General features: G+C 71.5%; 10 protein-coding genes. 9 read left to right on the top strand and 1 reads right to left on the bottom strand.

The window, feature by feature from the left end:
* Window positions 1–1,501: 1,501 nt before the first annotated feature.
* Together ACGFIM_RS08695 and ACGFIM_RS08690 are read left to right on the top strand one after the other, a co-directional pair.
* Complete coding sequence (locus ACGFIM_RS08695; RefSeq protein WP_393196836.1) at window positions 1,502–2,731, top strand: hypothetical protein; 1,230 nt, start codon at window positions 1,502–1,504, stop codon at window positions 2,729–2,731.
* Complete coding sequence (locus ACGFIM_RS08690; protein ID WP_393196833.1) at window positions 2,731–3,321, top strand: hypothetical protein; 591 nt, start codon at window positions 2,731–2,733, stop codon at window positions 3,319–3,321. The genes ACGFIM_RS08695 and ACGFIM_RS08690 overlap by 1 nt, the downstream gene beginning before the upstream one ends.
* A 174-nt stretch (window positions 3,322–3,495) precedes the next feature.
* Here the strand turns inward: ACGFIM_RS08690 and ACGFIM_RS08685 are convergent, their stop codons facing one another.
* Complete coding sequence (locus ACGFIM_RS08685; RefSeq protein ID WP_393196830.1) at window positions 3,496–5,040, bottom strand: bis-aminopropyl spermidine synthase family protein; 1,545 nt, start codon at window positions 5,038–5,040, stop codon at window positions 3,496–3,498.
* A 424-nt stretch (window positions 5,041–5,464) separates the two neighbouring features.
* Between ACGFIM_RS08685 and gltB the strand changes: the two genes are divergently transcribed.
* The 7 genes from gltB (at window position 5,465) to pyk (ending at window position 17,682) form a co-directional block, all read left to right on the top strand.
* Window positions 5,465–9,970, top strand: coding sequence for a glutamate synthase large subunit (gltB, locus tag ACGFIM_RS08680; RefSeq protein ID WP_393196827.1), 4,506 nt, complete (start codon window positions 5,465–5,467; stop codon window positions 9,968–9,970).
* 14 nt (window positions 9,971–9,984) lie between these two features.
* Window positions 9,985–11,463, top strand: coding sequence for a glutamate synthase subunit beta (locus ACGFIM_RS08675; RefSeq protein ID WP_393196824.1), 1,479 nt, complete (start codon window positions 9,985–9,987; stop codon window positions 11,461–11,463).
* A 139-nt stretch (window positions 11,464–11,602) separates the two neighbouring features.
* A complete protein-coding gene (locus ACGFIM_RS08670) occupies window positions 11,603–12,184 on the top strand; it encodes a TetR/AcrR family transcriptional regulator (protein WP_393196821.1) in 582 nt (193 codons plus the stop codon).
* A 94-nt stretch (window positions 12,185–12,278) separates the two neighbouring features.
* A complete protein-coding gene (locus ACGFIM_RS08665; RefSeq protein WP_393196818.1) occupies window positions 12,279–13,814 on the top strand; it encodes an MDR family MFS transporter in 1,536 nt (511 codons plus the stop codon).
* A gap of 381 nt (window positions 13,815–14,195) precedes the next feature.
* The gene (locus ACGFIM_RS08660) at window positions 14,196–15,869 is read left to right on the top strand and encodes a S8 family serine peptidase (protein WP_393196815.1); all 1,674 of its coding nucleotides are present in this window, start codon (window positions 14,196–14,198) and stop codon (window positions 15,867–15,869) included.
* Complete coding sequence (locus ACGFIM_RS08655; protein WP_393196812.1) at window positions 15,866–16,216, top strand: DUF2784 domain-containing protein; 351 nt, start codon at window positions 15,866–15,868, stop codon at window positions 16,214–16,216. Before ACGFIM_RS08660 ends, ACGFIM_RS08655 begins: the two co-directional genes overlap by 4 nt.
* A 35-nt stretch (window positions 16,217–16,251) precedes the next feature.
* Window positions 16,252–17,682 carry a pyruvate kinase gene (pyk, locus tag ACGFIM_RS08650; protein ID WP_364054635.1) on the top strand — a complete coding sequence of 477 codons (1,431 nt, stop codon included), beginning with the start codon at window positions 16,252–16,254 and terminating at the stop codon, window positions 17,680–17,682.
* The last annotated feature ends 271 nt before the right edge of the window (window positions 17,683–17,953 follow it).

Genomic DNA, 17,953 nt, shown 5'->3' with positions numbered 1-17,953 from the left:
TGCGGGTGGGGGCTCCTCGGGTACAGGTGGTTGGCCTGCCGGTGACGGTGGGTCGGGCACGGGTGGTTGGCCTGCGGGTGATGGTCGGTCGGGGACCGGCGGGTGGGGTGTCGGTGACCTTGGTGCCTCGGGTGGCAGCAGGCCTGGCACTGGTAGCTGGTTCATCGGCGAGGAGCGCTCCGCCGGAGACGGCGGTGAGCCCGCGAGCGGTCGTCCGGTCGGTGACGCGGTGCCGGAGGCGGAGGCCGAAGGCGGCAGGAGAGGACGTTCGGCGGGGCGGCGCTCGCGTCGTCACGGCCGGTCGGCCGGCACGGGCACGGACGCCGCTGGGTGGCCCGCGATGGGTGGCGGCACGGCCGGTGACGTCTGGTCGGCCGCCGGGACCGACCCCGGGAGGCACGGCGCCGGGTCGCGCAGCGGCGGCCGGCAGGCGGCCGAAAGCGGCAGGCCGTCGGCGTCCGGTCACGAGAGCGGTGAACACGCGGGCGGTCATGCGGCAACAGAAGCCGGTCCTGCGGCAGCGGGAGCCGGTCAGGCCGTAACGGGCTCGGGCGACATCTGGGGGCCGGCTGCTGCGGGCCGATCCGAGGGCGAGCCGTCCAGCCGTTCCGCGCGCGGCCGGCTCGGGCGCAGGGCAGCTCGCCGGGCCGAGCAGGCCGCACAGCCTGGCAGCGGAGAATGGCCGGTAGGCGGTGCGTCCGCTAGCGGTGAGTGGCCGGCAGGTGGTCCGTCCGCTGGTGGTGAGTGGCCGGCAGGTGGTCCGTCCGCTGGTGGTGAGTGGCCGGCAGGCGGTCCTTCTGCTAGCGGTGAGTGGCCGGCGGGTCGGCCGTCCGCTGGTGGTGAGGGGCCGGTGACCAGGCCGTCCCCCAGTGGGGAAAGGTCGTCGGCTCCAGCGGCTGCCAGTGGTGAGTGGTCGGCGGCCGGGGCGGACGGGGACGGGCGCGCTGCGTCCGGGCGGCGGCGGCCGGCCCCCGAAGGGGGCGACGGGTTCGCGGCCGGTGACTCGTCGGCCGCCCTGGCTGATGACGGCGGGCGTGCCGCCCGTCGAGGCCGGCGGCGTTCGGGCGGCGACGGTGGCCGCTCGGCGATGGGCGGTGACGACCAAGGCCGGGCGGCTCCTGGGCCTGATGGTCGCGCTCGGGACGGCGGTCGTGATGGTGCCGCCGAAGCCGAGGGCACCGGTCTCGGCCACGCTGCCGCTGATGAGGGACGGGGCGGTGGCCTCGGTCACGCTGCCGACGGTGGTCGCCGCAGGCGGGCCCGTGCAGAGGGCGGCGTTGCTGAGGGTGCTGGTCATGCCCGGGCTGCCGAGGCCGAGCTCGATGGGGACGCCGGCGATGCCGGATCCGGTCACGCTGACGGTCGCAGGAAGGACCGCCGGCGGGCTGCCGCCGAGGGCGAGGGCCGGGGCCGAGGCAAGGGCAGGAGCAAGGCCGAAGCCTCGGGTGACGGCGGTCGGGCCGCGGACGGCGATGACGACTTCTGGGCTTCCGGCCCCGGCGTGGACGAGGGCGGTACGCAGCGGCGGCGCTTCGGGCTGCTGGGACGCGGCCGGGGCAAGGGCGACGGCATGCGTTCCGGTGCGGAGTCCGAGGCCGGGTCGCGGGCGGAGAGCGGATCCGGCACCGGCAACGGTCAGGAGGACGGGCTCGGCCTGGGCATGCCGCCGGGCGGCATCGTCGGAAGCCGTAAGCGCGCGGCCGGTCCGGCGGGGAGCGGCGGGCGTACGCGGGACGACGGCGCCGGGAGACGGCCGGACGCCGGCTCTCGGTCCGATGAGTGGCCGGAGGCGGCTTCTGGTGCCGGCGGCCGGTCGGGCGACGGCCCGCCATCCGGCAGGCGGCCGGGGGCGGGGACTCGGCCTGATGGGCGGCCGGACAGCGGTTCGCGGCCCGAAGGGCGGGACGGCGGTCTGGATGAGGGCAAGGCGACCTCGCGCAAGCGGCGCCGCACGCCGCGCTCCGACTGGCAGTTCCCGGTGCTCACCGAGATGGGCATGCCGCCGGAGCGGCAGCGGCTGCTGGTGATCATCGCGACGGTGGTCGGGGTGATCGCGGCCGGGGTGGGGTTCGTGTCCGTGGTCAGGTCGCTGGGGACGTACCAGCCGGAAAGACGGGCCACCGCGGCGGTGCTCACGCCGGACGCGGTGCTGCCCGCGGTGTTCCACGGCTGGGAGTCGCCCAAGCTGTTCGACCCCGTGGCGGAGCGGGCGAAGGACGCGAAGCCGCTGACGGAGAAGGAGGTGTTCAGCCAGAAGGAGCTGACCGTCTCCAAGAAGCTCAAGCTGAAGCTCGCCGCCAAGAAGCTCGACGGCGACTGTACGCAGGCGTTGCAGGGGGAGGACTTGCTGCAACTGGCGGAGGACGCGGGCTGCACCCAGACCGCCCGCGGCCTGTATCTCAGCTCCGACGGCCGCTACGTGGGCCAGTACACGCTGATCAACCTCGAGGACGCCAAGTCGGCGGCCGAGCTGGTGGAGCAGCTGAAGGTGCTTTATCGGGGCGGCTGGGTGCAGCCGCTGTCGTCCGGGAAGGCCGTCTTCCCGCCCGGCGGGTACTCCGAGGCGGGCGGTTACGCGCTCGGCCACTACGTCGGCCTGGTGTGGCTGGGCCGGGTGGACGGCGCCGAGCCCACCGCGAAGGACGACTTCGTCTCGCTCACGCTCGCTCTGCGCGGCGCCGAGAAGGCGGTCTACCGCCGGGTCGTGTCGATCACGGGGCCGTCGTCCTGATGTCCAGGCGCGTGCTCGTGTCCGTGGCGGCCGGCGTGCTGGTGGCGGCACTCGGCGTGGCCGGGTGGCTGTGGTTCACCGCCGAGACGCCGCGCCCGTCCGCCCTGCATGCCGAGGCCACCTCCGCCTTCTACGCGGCCATCGACAGCCGGCAGAACGACGCCGCCCCGCTCACCCCCGACGAGGTCTTCCCCGCCTCGTCCGAGACCCTGGGGACCCTGCGCCGGGTCGCGGCGGATGCGTTCACCGACTGCTCAGAGCTCCTCGTCGGCGCTTCTGCCGAGGGGTGCACGCAGGCGCTGCGGGCGACGTACCAGGGCGGGTCCGTCTCCGGCCAGTTCGTCATCTTCAACCTCGGCGACGGCAAGGCGGCCGACGCGCTGGTGGCGGAGCTGCGCAAGGACGCGTTCGTACGGCAGGACATCCCGTTCGACGTCAAAGGCAGCAGCGCCCAGGTCCGGGCCATGGGGCACTACGTGACGGTGAGCTGGGTCGGCGGCAAGGCGTCCGCGCAGGACCTGGTCACCGCGCTCGTCGCGCTCGACGGCCTGGGGCGGGTGGTCCAGGACCGCATCGTGGCGGCCACCTGACGGACGGTCCGGAAGCCCGGCGCAGGACGTTCAGCCCAGGAACACGGTCAGAAGCACCGGCAGGGAGCCGTCAGAAGCCCGTCAGGAAGGCACGCCAGAAAGCCCGGCTCAGGAGGCCCAGCCAGGAAGCCCGGCCAGGAAGCCCGGCTCAGGAGGCCCTGCCAGGAAGCGCGGTCAGGTCGTGCCGGTGAGCGCGGTCACCGTCGTCTGAACGGCGGACGGCAGCGCCGACAGCCGGTGCAGGGGCGCCTCGATCGGGGTCAGGCCCTCCGACCAGTCGGCGGCCTCGCGGATCAGGGCGCGGGCCTCGTTCTTGGTGAGCGTCGTGCCCTGGGCGCGGGCGACCGCGATCAGGCCCTCGCGCCAGGTGTTGACGAGCTTGCCGTGCCCGTTGTCGAGGATCCTGCGCAGTACCGTCTCGGCCTCGCCGGCGGGCTGAGGGCGTCGTACGGCGTCGACGGCCGTCTCGCTCGCGTTCCGCACCTCGTACACGGTGGAGAGAACGTTTGGGAGAGGAGGCAGAGCCGAGCCGGCGACGCGGACGTGCTCCGCGCGCGTGGCCAGCAGCAGGCGTGGAAGCGCCGCCTCGAGGCCGGGCGGCACGGCGACCGCCACCCGCGACGGTGTGGCCGCGTAGGGCTTGGCGAGCCACGTCGAGAGCCTGACCCGGGGCTGGGACAGCTCCTTGGGCCACTCGCCGACCAGCAGGTCCGGCTCGAAACCCGCGATCGCCTCAGCCGGCGCCACGGACGGAGCCGCGCTTTCGACCGCCTGCGGCCCCTGCGTGTAGATGGCCGTGGACTGGCGTGACAGGCGCGACTGCACGGCGGGGCGGGTCTTGCCGGTGGGGCGCAGGATGTACAGGTCGGCGGCCGAGCCGATGGCCTCCGCCCCGAAATAGCGGTTGAAGTCGGGATAGATGGCCTCGTAGGCGAGGTTGAGCTCGGTCAGCTCCTGCTGAACCTTGAACGCCAGCATCGGCGTGCGCTCGCTCGCCCCGTACGCCAGCAGCACCCGCCCGTCCTCGCGCAGCCCCTCCACCGCGCGCGCCACGAACAGGCCGATGCCCTCCGGCGTGTACGGGGGATCGGTGAGCGCCAGGTCGTGGTCGCGCGCCGAGGCCGGCAGGCCGAGCCGCAGGTCGGCCCAGCGCGTACGGACGCCCAGCCGCTGCTCGTCGATGTAGGCCAGGATGCGCTCGTCGACGTCGACCACGGTCACGTCCGTCTCGGGATGCACCAGCTTCACGGCCAGCGAGGTGAGGTCGTGGTCGCCCACGCACAGCAGCCGCGCCCCGGGCAGCCAGAAACGGGCGCCGAGCAGCAGCGCCCGCCGCAGCACGGTGTCGGGCGTCGCGGAGACGTGGTCGAGCACGTGGCGGGCGCGCGGCGCCTTGGCGACGAGGCCGGTGAGGCGGTCGAGCGCGTCGGCGTAGTGGGGGACGAGGTGCGCGACCGGGTCCTCAGGCGGCGGCGCGACCGCGATGAGGTCCTGGTAGGCGGGCGTGTCGACGGGCGGGACCCGCATCCGGTCGCCGTCCCGCTCCAGCACCAGCTCGCCGAGCAGGGCCTCGATGGTACGCCGTGACGTCGCGGTCTCCCTGACCAGGCCGGGCAACGTCCACCACTGGCCGTCGCACAGCAGGGCCAGGGCGTGCCTCAGCCGCCTGCTGCCGGCCCCGGCCTCGGTGAGCAGCCGTTCCACCCCGTCGCGCTCCATGAGCGAACCCTATCGGTGCCGCCGCCCCGGGAATCCGCCTGACGCCGCCCGCGTGCCGGCGTCGGCTCGGGTGAGCTGTTCGGGACGGGGCTGATGAGGTGCGTGGTGACGGTGGGTGAACAGCTGGTGGGAGCGCCTGCGGGCGGCAAGGGACAACCGGGGTGCCGGGGGAGGCGCGGGTGGGGTGGCGGGGGCGAGGCGGTGTGCGGAAACCGCGGCTGGGACGGGGATTCCGCGCCGGGTGTCCGGGGTTTGGGATAGGGAGTTCAGATGCCGGGACCTGCCCAAATGTTCGCAATACGGACGCGGCGGGCACCATTCCGGCAGGGTGAGGTAACCTCTACCCACGATATGCAGCAGGGCCAACGTCGTCCCTCGCCTGTACAGCGGTTCCAGACAGACGAAAGACGACGGGAGGGATTCAATGCCTGCTGCCCGCCTCGGGTTCCCCGAGCCTCAGGGTCTTTACCACCCCGCCAACGAGCATGACGCCTGCGGTGTCGCCATGGTCGCCGACGTCGCGGGACGGCGTGATCACGGGATTGTGGTCAAGGCGCTGACGGCGTTGTGCAATCTCGATCACCGGGGGGCCAAGGGTAGCGAGCCTGACACCGGCGACGGCGCCGGTATCCTCACGCAGGTCCCCGATGAGTTCTTCCGGGCCGGCGTGCCGTTCACGCTGCCCGACGCCGGTTCGTACGCGGCCGGCATCGCCTTCCTCCCGGTCGAGGACGAGGCCAGGGCGGCCGCCGTCCGCCTGATCGAGCAGATCGCGGCCGAGGAGGGCCTGACCGTGCTCGGCTGGCGGGAGCTGCCCGTCGACCGCGACCTGCCGGGTCCGAGCGCGCGGGCCGTCATGCCCCACTTCGCGCAGCTGTTCGTGTCCGACCCCGGCGGGCGTGCCGGGCTCGACCTCGACCGGCTGACGTTCTGCCTGCGCAAGCGGGCCGAGCACGAGGCGAAGGTGTACTTCCCCTCGCTGTCCTCGCGGACGATCGTCTACAAGGGCATGCTGACGCCCGAGCAGGTCGAGCCGTTCTTCCCCGACCTGAGCGACGAGCGTTACAAGACGGCGATCGCGCTGGTGCACTCGCGCTTCTCCACCAACACGTTCCCGAGCTGGCCGCTGGCCCACCCCTACCGCTACATCGCCCACAACGGCGAGATCAACACGGTCAAGGGCAATCGCAACTGGATGCGGGCGCGCGAGGCGATGCTGGCCTCCGCCCACATTCCGGGCGATATTTCGCGACTTTTCCCCATCTGTGACCCGGATGGCAGTGACACCGCCAGCTTCGACGAAGCGCTCGAGCTGCTCCACATGGGCGGCCGCAGCCTCCCCCACGCCGTGCTCATGATGATCCCCGAGGCGTGGGAGAACCACACGGAGATGGACCCGGCGCGGCGCGCCTTCTACGAGTTCCACTCCACGATGATGGAGGCCTGGGACGGCCCCGCCTCGATCACGTTCACCGACGGCACCGTCGCGGGCGCCGTGCTCGACCGCAACGGCCTGCGCCCCGGCCGCTTCTGGGTGACCGCCGACGGCCTGGTCGTGCTGGCCTCCGAGGCCGGCGTGCTGGACATCGCCCCCGAGGACGTCGTCCGCAAGGGCCGCCTGCAGCCGGGCCGGATGTTCCTCATCGACACCGCCCGCGGCAAGATCATCGAGGACGACGAGATCAAGGCGGAGCTCGCCGCCGAGCAGCCGTACGCCGACTGGCTGCACGCCGGCCTCGTCCGCTTCGAGGAGCTGCCCGCCCGCCAGCGGGAGATCCCCACGCACGAGGCGCTCGTCAAGCGGCAGCAGACCTTCGGCTACACCGAGGAGGAGCTGCGCATCATCCTGTCGCCGATGGCGCGCACCGGGCAGGAGCCGATCGGCTCCATGGGCACCGACACGCCCGTGGCCGTGCTCAGCGAGAAGCCGCGGCTGCTGTTCGACTACTTCACCCAGCTGTTCGCGCAGGTCACCAACCCGCCGCTGGACGCCATCAGGGAAGAGCTGGTCACCTCGCTGGCCAGCACGCTCGGGCCCGAGGGCAACCTGCTCGACCCGGGGCCGAGCTCGTGCCGCCAGCTCGTGCTGCCGTACCCGGTGATCGACAACGACGAGCTCGCCAAGATCATCCACATCAACGACGAGCACGACCTGCCGGGCTTCCACCCGTACGTCATCAGCGGCCTGTACGAGGTCGCCGGCGGCGGCCAGGCGCTGCTGAAGCGGCTGGAGGAGATCAGGGCCGAGGCCTCCAGGGCGATCGCCGACGGCGCGCGCATCATCGTGCTGAGCGACCGCGGCTCCAACGAGAAGCTGGCGCCCATCCCGTCGCTGCTGCTGACGGGCGCGGTGCACCACCACCTCATCCAGGAGAAGACCCGCACCAAGATCGGCCTGGTCATCGAGACCGGCGAGGCCCGCGAGTGCCACCACATGGCGCTGCTGATCGGCTACGGCGCCGCCGCGATCAACCCGTACCTCGCCATCGAGACCGTCGAGGACCTGGTCGACAGCGGCGTGCTCAAGGTCGACAAGCACAAGGCCGTGCGCAACCTCATCAAGGCGTACGGCAAGGGCGTCATCAAGATCATGTCGAAGATGGGCGTGTCCACGGTCGCGTCCTACACCGGCGCGCAGATCTTCGAGGCGCTCGGCCTGAGCCAGGAGGTCATCGACTCCTGCTTCACCGGCACCACCTCGCGCCTCGGCGGCGTCGGCTTCGACGTGCTGGCCGAGGAGGTCGCCCAGCGCCACCGCCACGCCTACCCGCGGGTGGAGAACCCGCACCGCAGGCTCCAGGTCGGCGGCGAGTACCAGTGGCGGCGCGAGGGCGAGCCGCACCTGTTCAACCCCGAGACCGTCTTCAAGCTGCAGCACGCCACGAGGACCCGCCGCTACGAGATCTTCAAGGAGTACACGAGGCTCGTGGACTCCCAGTCGGAGCGGCTGATGACCCTGCGCGGCCTGTTCAAGCTGCGCAAGGGCAAGTCGATCCCCATCGAGGAGGTCGAGCCCGTCGAGAGCATCGTCAAGCGGTTCTCCACCGGCGCGATGTCGTACGGCTCCATCTCCAGGGAGGCCCACGAGACGCTCGCCATCGCGATGAACCGGCTCGGCGGCAAGTCCAACACCGGTGAGGGCGGCGAGGAGCCCGAGCGCCTGTACGACCCGGCCCGCAGGTCGGCGATCAAGCAGGTCGCCTCGGGACGCTTCGGCGTCACCTCCGAGTACCTGGTCAACGCCGACGACCTGCAGATCAAGATGGCGCAGGGCGCCAAGCCCGGCGAGGGCGGGCAGCTTCCCGGCCACAAGGTCTACCCGTGGATCGCGAAGACCCGCCACTCCACGCCCGGCGTCGGCCTCATCTCGCCGCCGCCGCACCACGACATCTACTCGATCGAGGACCTCGCCCAGCTCATCCACGACCTGAAGAACGCCAACCCGGAGTCCCGGGTCCACGTGAAGCTGGTCGCCGAGGTCGGCGTCGGCACGGTCGCGGCCGGCGTGTCGAAGGCGCACGCCGACGTGGTGCTGATCTCCGGCCACGACGGCGGCACCGGCGCCTCGCCGCTGACCTCGCTCAAGCACGCCGGCGCCCCCTGGGAGCTCGGCCTGGCCGAGACGCAGCAGACGCTGCTGCTCAACGGCCTGCGCGACCGCATCGTGGTGCAGGTGGACGGCCAGCTCAAGACCGGCCGCGACGTCGTCATCGCGGCGCTGCTCGGCGCCGAGGAGTACGGCTTCGCCACCGCCCCGCTGGTCGTCTCCGGCTGCGTCATGATGCGGGTCTGCCACCTCGACACCTGCCCGGTGGGCGTGGCCACGCAGAACCCCGAGCTGCGCAAGCGCTTCACCGGCAAGCCGGAGTTCGTGGTCAACTTCTTCGAGTTCATCGCCGAGGAGATCCGCGAATACCTGGCCGAGCTGGGCTTCCGCTCGCTCGACGAGGCGATCGGCCACGTCGAGATGCTCGACACCACCGCGGCCGAGGAGCACTGGAAGGCGAGCGGCCTCGACCTGTCGCCGATCCTGCACAAGCCCGAGCTGCCCGCGGGCACCGCGCTGCGCAAGGTCGTCGAGCAGGACCACGGGCTGGAGCACGCGCTCGACAACACGCTCATCCAGCTCGCCGAGGGCGCCATCAACGACGGCACCCCGGTCACGCTGGAGCTGCCCATCCGCAACGTCAACCGCACGGTCGGGACCATGCTCGGCTACCAGGTGACCAAGCGGTACGGCGGCAAGGGGCTGCCCGACAACACCATCGACATCTCCTTCACCGGCTCGGCGGGCAACTCGTTCGGCGCGTTCGTGCCGCGCGGGATCACGCTGCGGCTGACCGGTGACGCCAACGACTACGTCGGCAAGGGGCTGTCCGGCGGGCGCATCATCGTCAGGCCGCACGAGGAGGCGCCGCTCGACGGCCACATCATCGCCGGCAACGTCGCGCTCTACGGTGCCACCTCCGGCGAGGTGTTCATCCGCGGCGTCGTGGGCGAGCGGTTCTGCGTGCGCAACTCCGGCGCCACGGCGGTCGTCGAGGGCGTCGGCGACCACGGCTGCGAGTACATGACCGGCGGCCGGGCCGTGGTGCTCGGGCCCACCGGGCGCAACTTCGCGGCCGGCATGTCGGGCGGCATCGCGTACCTGCTGGACCTCAAGCCCGAGCGGGTCAACCGCGAGATGGTCGCCATCGAGGAGCTCACCGAGGCCGACGCCGAGTTCCTCAAGGAGACCGTCGAGAAGCACTTCGCGGAGACCGGCTCGCCGGTCGCCAAGCAGCTGCTGGCCGACTGGGACGCGGCGCTGGCGAGGTTCGGCAAGATCATGCCGACCGACTACAAGCGGGTGCTCGAGGCCGCCGAGGCCGCCCGCATCGAGGGCAGGGACATCGACGAGGCCGTCATGGCGGCCGCGGTTCAGGGTTAAGGGAGGCGTACCGAATGGCTGACCCGAAGGGTTTCCTCACGCACGAGCGGGAGCTGCCGGCGCGCCGTCCCGTCGACGTCCGCATCAGCGACTGGCGGGAGGTCTACGAGGACTTCCCCCGCGAGAAGCTGACCAAGCAGGCGGCGCGCTGCATGGACTGCGGCATCCCGTTCTGCCACAACGGCTGCCCGCTGGGCAACCTCATCCCCGAGTGGAACGACCTCGTCTACCGCACCGACTGGCGCGAGGCGATCGAGCGGCTGCACGCCACCAACAACTTCCCCGAGTTCACCGGCCGGCTCTGCCCGGCTCCGTGTGAGGCGGCGTGCGTGCTCGGCATCAACTCCGACCCGGTGACGATCAAGCGGGTCGAGGTCGAGATCATCGACCGCGCGTTCGCCGAGGGATGGGTGAAGCCGCAGCCGCCGGCCGTCAAGACCGGCAAGAAGGTCGCGGTCGTCGGCTCCGGACCGGCCGGCCTGGCCGCCGCCCAGCAGCTCACCAGGGCCGGGCACGACGTGGTGGTGTTCGAGCGGGCCGACCGCATCGGCGGCCTGCTGCGCTACGGCATCCCCGAGTTCAAGATGGAGAAGCGGCACATCGACCGCCGTCTCGAGCAGATGCGGGCCGAGGGCACCGAGTTCCGCACCGGCGTCAACGTCGGCGTCGACATCACCGCCGCCGAGCTGCGCGAGCAGTTCGACGCCGTGGTGCTGTCCGGCGGCGCCACCCAGTGGCGCGACCTGCCGGTGCCCGGGCGCGAGCTCAAGGGCATCTACCAGGCGATGGAGTACCTGCCGCTGTCCAACAGGGTCCAGGAGGGCGACTTCCCGGTCTCGCCCGTCTCGGCCGAGGGCAAGCACGTCGTCGTGATCGGCGGCGGCGACACCGGCGCCGACTGCATCGGCACCGCCATCCGCCAGGGCGCCAAGTCGGTCACCCAGCTGGAGATCATGCCGCAGCCGCCCGCCACGCGGCCGGCCAGCCAGCCGTGGCCCACGTACCCGATGCTGTTCAAGATGGAAAGCGCCCACGAGGAGCTGGCCAAGGAGGGCGGAGAGCGCATGTACGCGGTCTCCACCACCGAGTTCGTCGGCGACGAGGACGGCAACGTGCGGGCGCTGCGCCTGGTCGAGGTCGAGGGGCCGCAGACCGGGTTCAAGCCCATCCCCGGCACCGAGCGGGAGATCCCGGCCGAGCTGGTCACGCTCGCCATGGGCTTCCTGGGGCCGGAGAAGGGCCCGCTGCTGCGGGACCTGGCCGAGGTCGCCGGTGACGGCTTCTTCGACGCCAGGGGCAACGTGGCGCGCGACAAGACGTACATGACGAAGATCGACGGCGTCTTCGTGGCCGGTGACATGGGCCGCGGCCAGTCGCTCATCGTGTGGGCCATCGCCGAGGGGCGCTCGGCCGCCTCCGGCGTGGACCGGTACCTCTCGGGCGACACGGCGCTGCCGTACCCGATCCTGCCGACGGCGCGTCCGCTCGTCTGAGCCCGCCTCTTTCCGAAGGCGCCCGCCCTTGTGGCGGGCGCCTTCGCGTTTTCCGGGCCGGCACGGATTGCACGTCCTGCACATATTGCAGACCGTGCAGGACTTGCAGAGTGTGCAAGAGATGCATATAGTGCAAAGCATGGAGAGTCCGCAGGAGCGGCGCGAGCGTCGCCGGGCCGAAAAGCGGCAGGCGATCAGGAACGCCGCCATCCGCATCGCGCTCGACCAGGGGCTCGAAGCCGCCACCGTCGAGGCCATCAGCGCGGCGGCCGACATCTCGCCGCGCACCTTCTTCAACTACTTCGCCTCCAAGGAGGAGGCGCTCGCCCCCGTGTCGCCGTGGACGCCCGAGGAGTTCATCGAGCTGCTGCGCGCCAGGCCCGCGGACGAGTCCGCCTTCCAGGCGCTCAAGGCCGTGGCGCGCACGCTCGCGCAGCGCCTGCGCCCGATCATGGCCGACCTCAAACCGTCCATGGAGCTGCGCAGCCGCTACCCCGAGCTCGCCGCCAAGGCCAGGGCCGTCGACGAGACGAAGCTGCTGGAGAGCCTTCTCGGCGCCGTCAGAGACCGCCCGGGCGTCACCAGCGGCATGCACGCCAGGCTGCTCGTCATCGCCACCTTCGGCGCGGCCGTCTCGGCCGTGCAGGAGTCCGTGGCCGGCGGCGAGCCGGTCGACAAGCTGATCGAAGAGGCGTTCACCCTGCTCGAAAACGGGCTCTGACTCTCCTGAGGACAAGGGCGGCGACCGGGGTGGCACCCCCGATCGCCGCGGATCACTCCTGCCCTCTCGCCAAAAAGAAGCAAGGAGTCTGCTCATGGTAGCGACAATCCCTCAGCGGTCCACCTCGCGACGAACACTCTGGGTGACCATCGGGTCACTCATGCTGACCCTGTTCCTGGCCGCGCTCGACCAGACCGTGGTGGCCACCGCCATGCCCACCATCGTGGGCGAGCTGCACGGGCTCGAGAGCCTGTCGTGGGTGGTCACCGCGTTCGCCCTGACCTCCGGCATCGCCACCCCGCTGTTCGGCAAGCTCAGCGACATGTACGGCCGCCGCACCCTCTACCTCGCGGCCATCGTGCTCTTCCTCTTCGGCTCGGCCCTGTGCGGCATCGCCCAGACGATGGGCCAGCTCATCGTCTTCCGCGCCTTCCAGGGCATCGGCGCCGGCGGCCTCATGGTGCTGACCCTGACCATCGTCGCCGACGTCGCCTCACCCCGCGAACGCGCCCGCTTCCAGGGCCTGTTCGGCGCCGTCTTCGGCATCGCCTCCATCGCCGGCCCGCTCGTCGGCGGCTTCCTCACCCAGCACATCTCCTGGCGCTGGATCTTCTACATCAACCTGCCGCTCGGCGCCATCGCCCTGGCCGTCGCGTTCGCCGTGCTCAAGCTGCCCAAGCGCACCTCGCCGCACCGCGTCGACTGGCTCGGCGCCGCGCTCATCGCCGGGGTGCTCACCTGCCTGACCCTGTTCGCCTCCTGGGCCGGCGGCACCTACGCGTGGACCTCGCCCGTCATCATCGGCCTCGGCGCCGGCGCGGTGGTGCTCGGCGCGCTGTTCGTCCTCGCCGAACGGAGGGCCGCCGAGCCCATCCTGCCGCTGCGGCTGTTCCGCTCGCGCTCCTTCACCATCCCCGTCATCTCCATCGTGCTGCTGGCCACCTCCCTGGTCGGCATGGCGACGTTCCTGCCGATGTTCCTCCAGCTCGCGCGCGGCGCCGGCGCGGCCGACTCCGGGCTGCTGCTGCTCCCGCTCATGGGCGGCATGATCGTCGCCTCCACGCTCGGCGGGCAGATCGTGACCAGGCTCGGCCGCTACAAGTGGATCATCGTGGGCGGGGCCGTCTTCGCCGGGATCGCCGGAATCCTGTTCTCCACCATGGACGTGACCACCGGCCCTGTCGTATCGGGGGCGTACATGGTGCTGTGCGGGCTCGGGCTCGGCGTGATGGGGCAGAACCTCATGCTCGCCGTGCAGACCACCGCGCCCGTGGCCGACCGGGGCGCCGCCACCTCGGCCGTCACGTTCGCCAGGAACGTCGGCGGCGCCGTGGGCGTGTCGGTGCTCGGCGGCGTCTTCGCCGCCGGTCTCGCGCCGGGGCAGGCCTCGCTCACCCCGGCCGCCATCCAGGCGCTGCCCGAGGCCACCCGGCACGCCACGCAGCTCGCCTTCGCCGACGCGATCACCGGGGTGTTCGCGTGGACCGGGCCGATCATGCTGGCCGCCGCGGTGCTGCTGTCCTTCCTGCCGGACGTCCGGCTGGGGGCGGAGGCTGGGGAGGAGGCGGACGCCGCGGGCGTACGGCCCGACCGCCGCGAGCCCGACGCCCAGCCGAGCCGCAACGCCTGACACGCCCGGCTCGCCCGCCTGCCCGTCACCCGGCGACGGGCAGGCTCGCCCCGTCATGCGGCCGCCGCGCTTGCCGGACACCCGTCATGCGCCCCTGAGCCGCGGCACCACGCCGCCACGCTCGCCGGGCCCCTCATACGCCCCTGAACAGCCGCAAGGACGGCCGTCGCGCCCGCCCCCGAGGAGTTGCCGAGGCGCGGCCGGGGGCAGCCGCTGGAAGGCACTCAGGGGCTGCCCGGACGCGGCGCGCCGCGACGCCGCCGGAAAGGCCAGTTGAGGTCCGCTTCGCCCGCCATCAACCGAAATTTCACCACTCGGTTGCATCACTGGTTGACTGTCGGGAAGATTCAGGTTCTGCGGCATCCAGGCGTAGGGGGAGATATGCGGCGTGTCGCCTCGGGGATGACGGCTCTGGCCGCCGCACTCACACTCGCCGCCTGCTCGGCCACCGTCCCGCGCCCGAGCCAGGCCGGCGGCGACCCGGAACCGAGCCAGGCCCACCGCGAGCCGGAAACCGCGCCGGGACGGCCCGAATACCTCGTCTTCTACGCATGGGGCCACAAGAGCCAGGCCAAGGCCGCCGTCGAACGCGCGGGCGGCACCACCCTCTCCGACGACACCAAGCTCGGCTACCTCCTGGCCACCGGCGGCGACGGCTTCCAGACGGCCGTGGGCGACGACCCCTCCGTCGTCGGCGTCACGCCCGACCGCAGCATCGGACGTACCTCAGGACGATTCATCACCGACCCCGCGGCCCTGCCCGACGAGCAGGCGTTCACCGAACGCAACGGCGAGCCGCTCGCCCCCCGCCAGTGGGACATGCGCATGATCGGCGCCGACCGCGCCAACACCAAGGTCCCCGGCAGCAGGAAGGTCCTCGTCGGCGTCATCGACACCGGCGTGGACGGCAAGCACCCCGACATCGCGCCCAACTTCAACCGCGAGCTCAGCCGCAACTTCGTCACCGACCGCCCCAAGGACGACTACGGCGAGACGCTCGACGGCCCCTGCGAGGCCCCCGACTGCAAGGACCCGGTGGACGTCGACGACGACGGCCACGGCACCCACGTCGCCAGCACCATCGCCTCGCCCATCAACGGCATCGGCATCGCCGGCGTGGCGCCCGGCGTCCAGATCGTCAACATCAGGGCGGGCCAGGACTCCGGCTACTTCTTCCTCAAGCCCAGCATGGACGCCCTCACCTACGCCGCCGACATCGGCGTCGACGTGGTCAACATGAGCTACTACGTCGACCCCTGGCTGTTCAACTGCCGCGCCAACAAGTCCGACACCAAGAAACAGCAGCTCGAACAGCGCGCCATCATCACCGGTATGCAGCGTGCGGTCGACTACGCGCGCCAGCGCGGCGTCACGCTCATCTCCGCCCTCGGCAACGGCTCCACCGACCTCGGCAAACCCACGATCGACAGGCAGAGCCCCGGCTACCCCAAAGGCGACGAGAAGACCCGCCAGATCGACAACTCCTGCATCAACGTGCCCGCCGAGTCCAAAGGCGTCATCTCCGTCTCCGCGCTCGGCCCCTCCGGCCGCAAGGCCGCCTACAGCGACTACGGCCTGGAGCAGACCGATGTGTCCGCGCCCGGCGGCGACGTCCTCGACGGGCAGGGCATCAGCGCCACCAGAGGCATCCTGGCCGCCGCACCCGAACACGTGCTGCGCGCCACCGGCCGCATCGGCCGCGACGGCAAGCCCAAGGGCGCCGACGTCGTCCGCGACTGCACCCGCGGCACCTGCTCCTACTACCAGTACCTCGAAGGCACCTCCATGGCCGCGCCGCACGCCACCGGCGTCGCCGCCATCCTCATCAGCCGCTTCGGCAAGCCCGGCAAGGGCGGGCTCGAACTCGCCCCCGACACCGTCGAGAAGCTGCTCTACAAGACCGCCACGCCCAAGGCGTGCCCCACCCCGCGCGAGTACTCCTACGACTCGCTCGGGCAGAACCAGAAACACCTGTGCGAGGGCGGCACCTCCGACAACGGCTTCTATGGTCACGGCGTCGTGAACGCCTGGAAGGCGGCGACCGCCGAGCCATGATGTACCGCCTCCTCGCCGACGCCGCGATGGTGGTGCACTTCGCCTTTCTCGCCTACATGGCCGTGGGCGGCTTCCTGGCCTGGCGCTGGCCGCGCACGATCCGGATCCACCTCGCCGTCGCCGCCTGGGGAGTCATGTCGGTCGTGACAGGCGTCGAATGCCCGCTCACACTCGTGGAAGACTGGTCACGTCGCCAGGCGGGTCAGGACGGCCTGCCCCCTAGCGGCTTCATCGACCACTACATCGAAGGCGTGATCTACCCGGAGGAGTACACGAACTTGGCGCGACTGGGGGTCGCCGTTCTCGTTCTGTTCTCTTATGCCGGGTACGTTCTCCGTCGTCAGTGACTGTTAAGTGGTCTGTACCAATTAAGGTAGGACTCGTGACTCGTCGCGCGAAAATCGTCTGCACTCTAGGCCCCGCCACATCGTCCAAGGAACGCCTCCGCGAGCTCATCGCCGCCGGCATGGACGTCGCACGGTTCAACCTCAGCCATGGCAACCATGACATGCACAGAGAGGTGTACGACCGGGTCAGGGAGGTGGCGGCCGACCTCGGCCGCGGTGTAGGCGTGCTCGCCGACCTGCAGGGCCCCAAGATCCGCGTCGGCACGTTCGAGGAGGGCCCCGTCAGGCTCGGCTTCGGCGACGTCTTCACCATCACCACCGAAGACGTGCCGGGAGACCGCGAGCAGGTCTCCACCACCTACAAGGGACTGCCCAAAGACGTCCATCCGGGCGACACCATCCTCGTCGACGACGGCCGCCTCGTGCTTGAGGTCACCAGGGTCGACGGCGAGCGCGTCATCACCCGCGTCGTCATCGGCGGCATGATCTCCGACAACAAGGGCCTCAACCTTCCCGGCGTCAACGTCAGCGCCCCCGCGCTGACCGACAAGGACGAAGCCGACCTGCGCTGGGCGCTGCGCACCGGCTTCGACATGATCGCTCTGTCCTTCGTGCGCCGCCCGTCCGACGCCGACGTGGTGCGCAACATCATGGAGCAGGAGGCCGTACGCCTGCCGCTGCTCGCCAAGATCGAAAAGCCGCAGGCCGTCGAGCGCCTCCCCGAGATCGTCGACGCCTTCGACGGCATCATGGTCGCCCGCGGCGACCTCGGCGTCGAGCTGCCGCTCGAGCAGGTGCCGATCGTCCAGCGCCGCATCATCGAGCTGTGCCGCGAGAAGGCCCACCCCGTCATCGTGGCCACCCAGATGCTCGACTCCATGATGAACTCCCCGCGCCCCACCCGCGCCGAGGCCTCCGACGTCGCCTACGCGGTCATGGACGGCGCGGACGCGATCATGCTCTCCGGCGAGACCTCCGTCGGCAACTACCCGGTCGAGGCCGTCTCCACGATGGACCGCATCGCCTGCGCCGCGGAGAAGTCCTCCCTGCAGGCCACCCACACCCTCGACCGCATGCCCGAGACCACCGGCGGCGCCATCGCCAGGGCCGCGGCCGAGGTCGGCGCCATCGTCGGCGCCAAGGCGCTGATCGCGTTCACCATGTCCGGCGAGACCGCCCGCCGCCTGGCCCGCTACCGCTCGCCCATCCCGCTGCTGGCCTTCACCTCCGCACCTCACGTGCGCGGCCAGCTCTCGGTGACCTGGGGCGTGGAGACCTTCCACGTGCCGTTCGTGCACCACACCGACGACATGGTGCGCCAGGTCGAGGCGTCGCTGCTCTCGCTCGGACGGCTGGAGAAGGGCGACAAGGTCGTCATCGTGGCCGGCTCGCCTCCTGGCACGCCCGGCTCCACCAACGCGCTCCGCGTCCACACCATCGGCTCCGCCGTCTCCCACGCTCACTGACATCCGCCGCTCCGGGCCGTCCGGCGACCGACCAGGCCCGCCGGACCTGTCCGGCGACGGCGTGGCGCGCGGCCGGGCACGTCCTCCGCACAAGGCCGCACCCCGCCCGGCTCGCACAGCCGAGCAGCCGATTCGCCCGCTCGCCTGGCGGCGGTCTGACCCGCCCGGCGCTCACCCGGCCCGCTTGGTCCCGTCGGCTCCGCCGCGATACCCGCTGAGGCAGCGGCCGGGCATGCCGCTGCGTCGCCGCCGCGGACGGGAGCGTTACGGC

The sequence above is a fragment of the Nonomuraea sp. NPDC049309 genome (assembly GCF_043196965.1).
Taxonomy (GTDB): Bacteria; Actinomycetota; Actinomycetes; order Streptosporangiales; family Streptosporangiaceae; genus Nonomuraea; species Nonomuraea fastidiosa.
This window is presented reverse-complemented; position numbering and strand designations above follow the sequence as displayed.

Excerpts from the sequence above, each read along its gene's own strand:
- ACGFIM_RS08675 (WP_393196824.1), top strand. The coding sequence starts at position 9,985 with ATGGCTGACCCGAAGGGTTTCCTCACGCACGAGCGGGAGCTGCCGGCG.
- ACGFIM_RS08690 (WP_393196833.1), top strand. The coding sequence starts at position 2,731 with ATGTCCAGGCGCGTGCTCGTGTCCGTGGCGGCCGGCGTGCTGGTGGCG.
- ACGFIM_RS08665 (WP_393196818.1), top strand. The coding sequence starts at position 12,279 with ATGGTAGCGACAATCCCTCAGCGGTCCACCTCGCGACGAACACTCTGG.
- ACGFIM_RS08685 (WP_393196830.1), bottom strand. The coding sequence starts at position 5,040 with ATGGAGCGCGACGGGGTGGAACGGCTGCTCACCGAGGCCGGGGCCGGC.
- ACGFIM_RS08660 (WP_393196815.1), top strand. The coding sequence starts at position 14,196 with ATGCGGCGTGTCGCCTCGGGGATGACGGCTCTGGCCGCCGCACTCACA.
- gltB (WP_393196827.1), top strand. The coding sequence starts at position 5,465 with ATGCCTGCTGCCCGCCTCGGGTTCCCCGAGCCTCAGGGTCTTTACCAC.
- ACGFIM_RS08655 (WP_393196812.1), top strand. The coding sequence starts at position 15,866 with ATGATGTACCGCCTCCTCGCCGACGCCGCGATGGTGGTGCACTTCGCC.
- ACGFIM_RS08670 (WP_393196821.1), top strand. The coding sequence starts at position 11,603 with ATGGAGAGTCCGCAGGAGCGGCGCGAGCGTCGCCGGGCCGAAAAGCGG.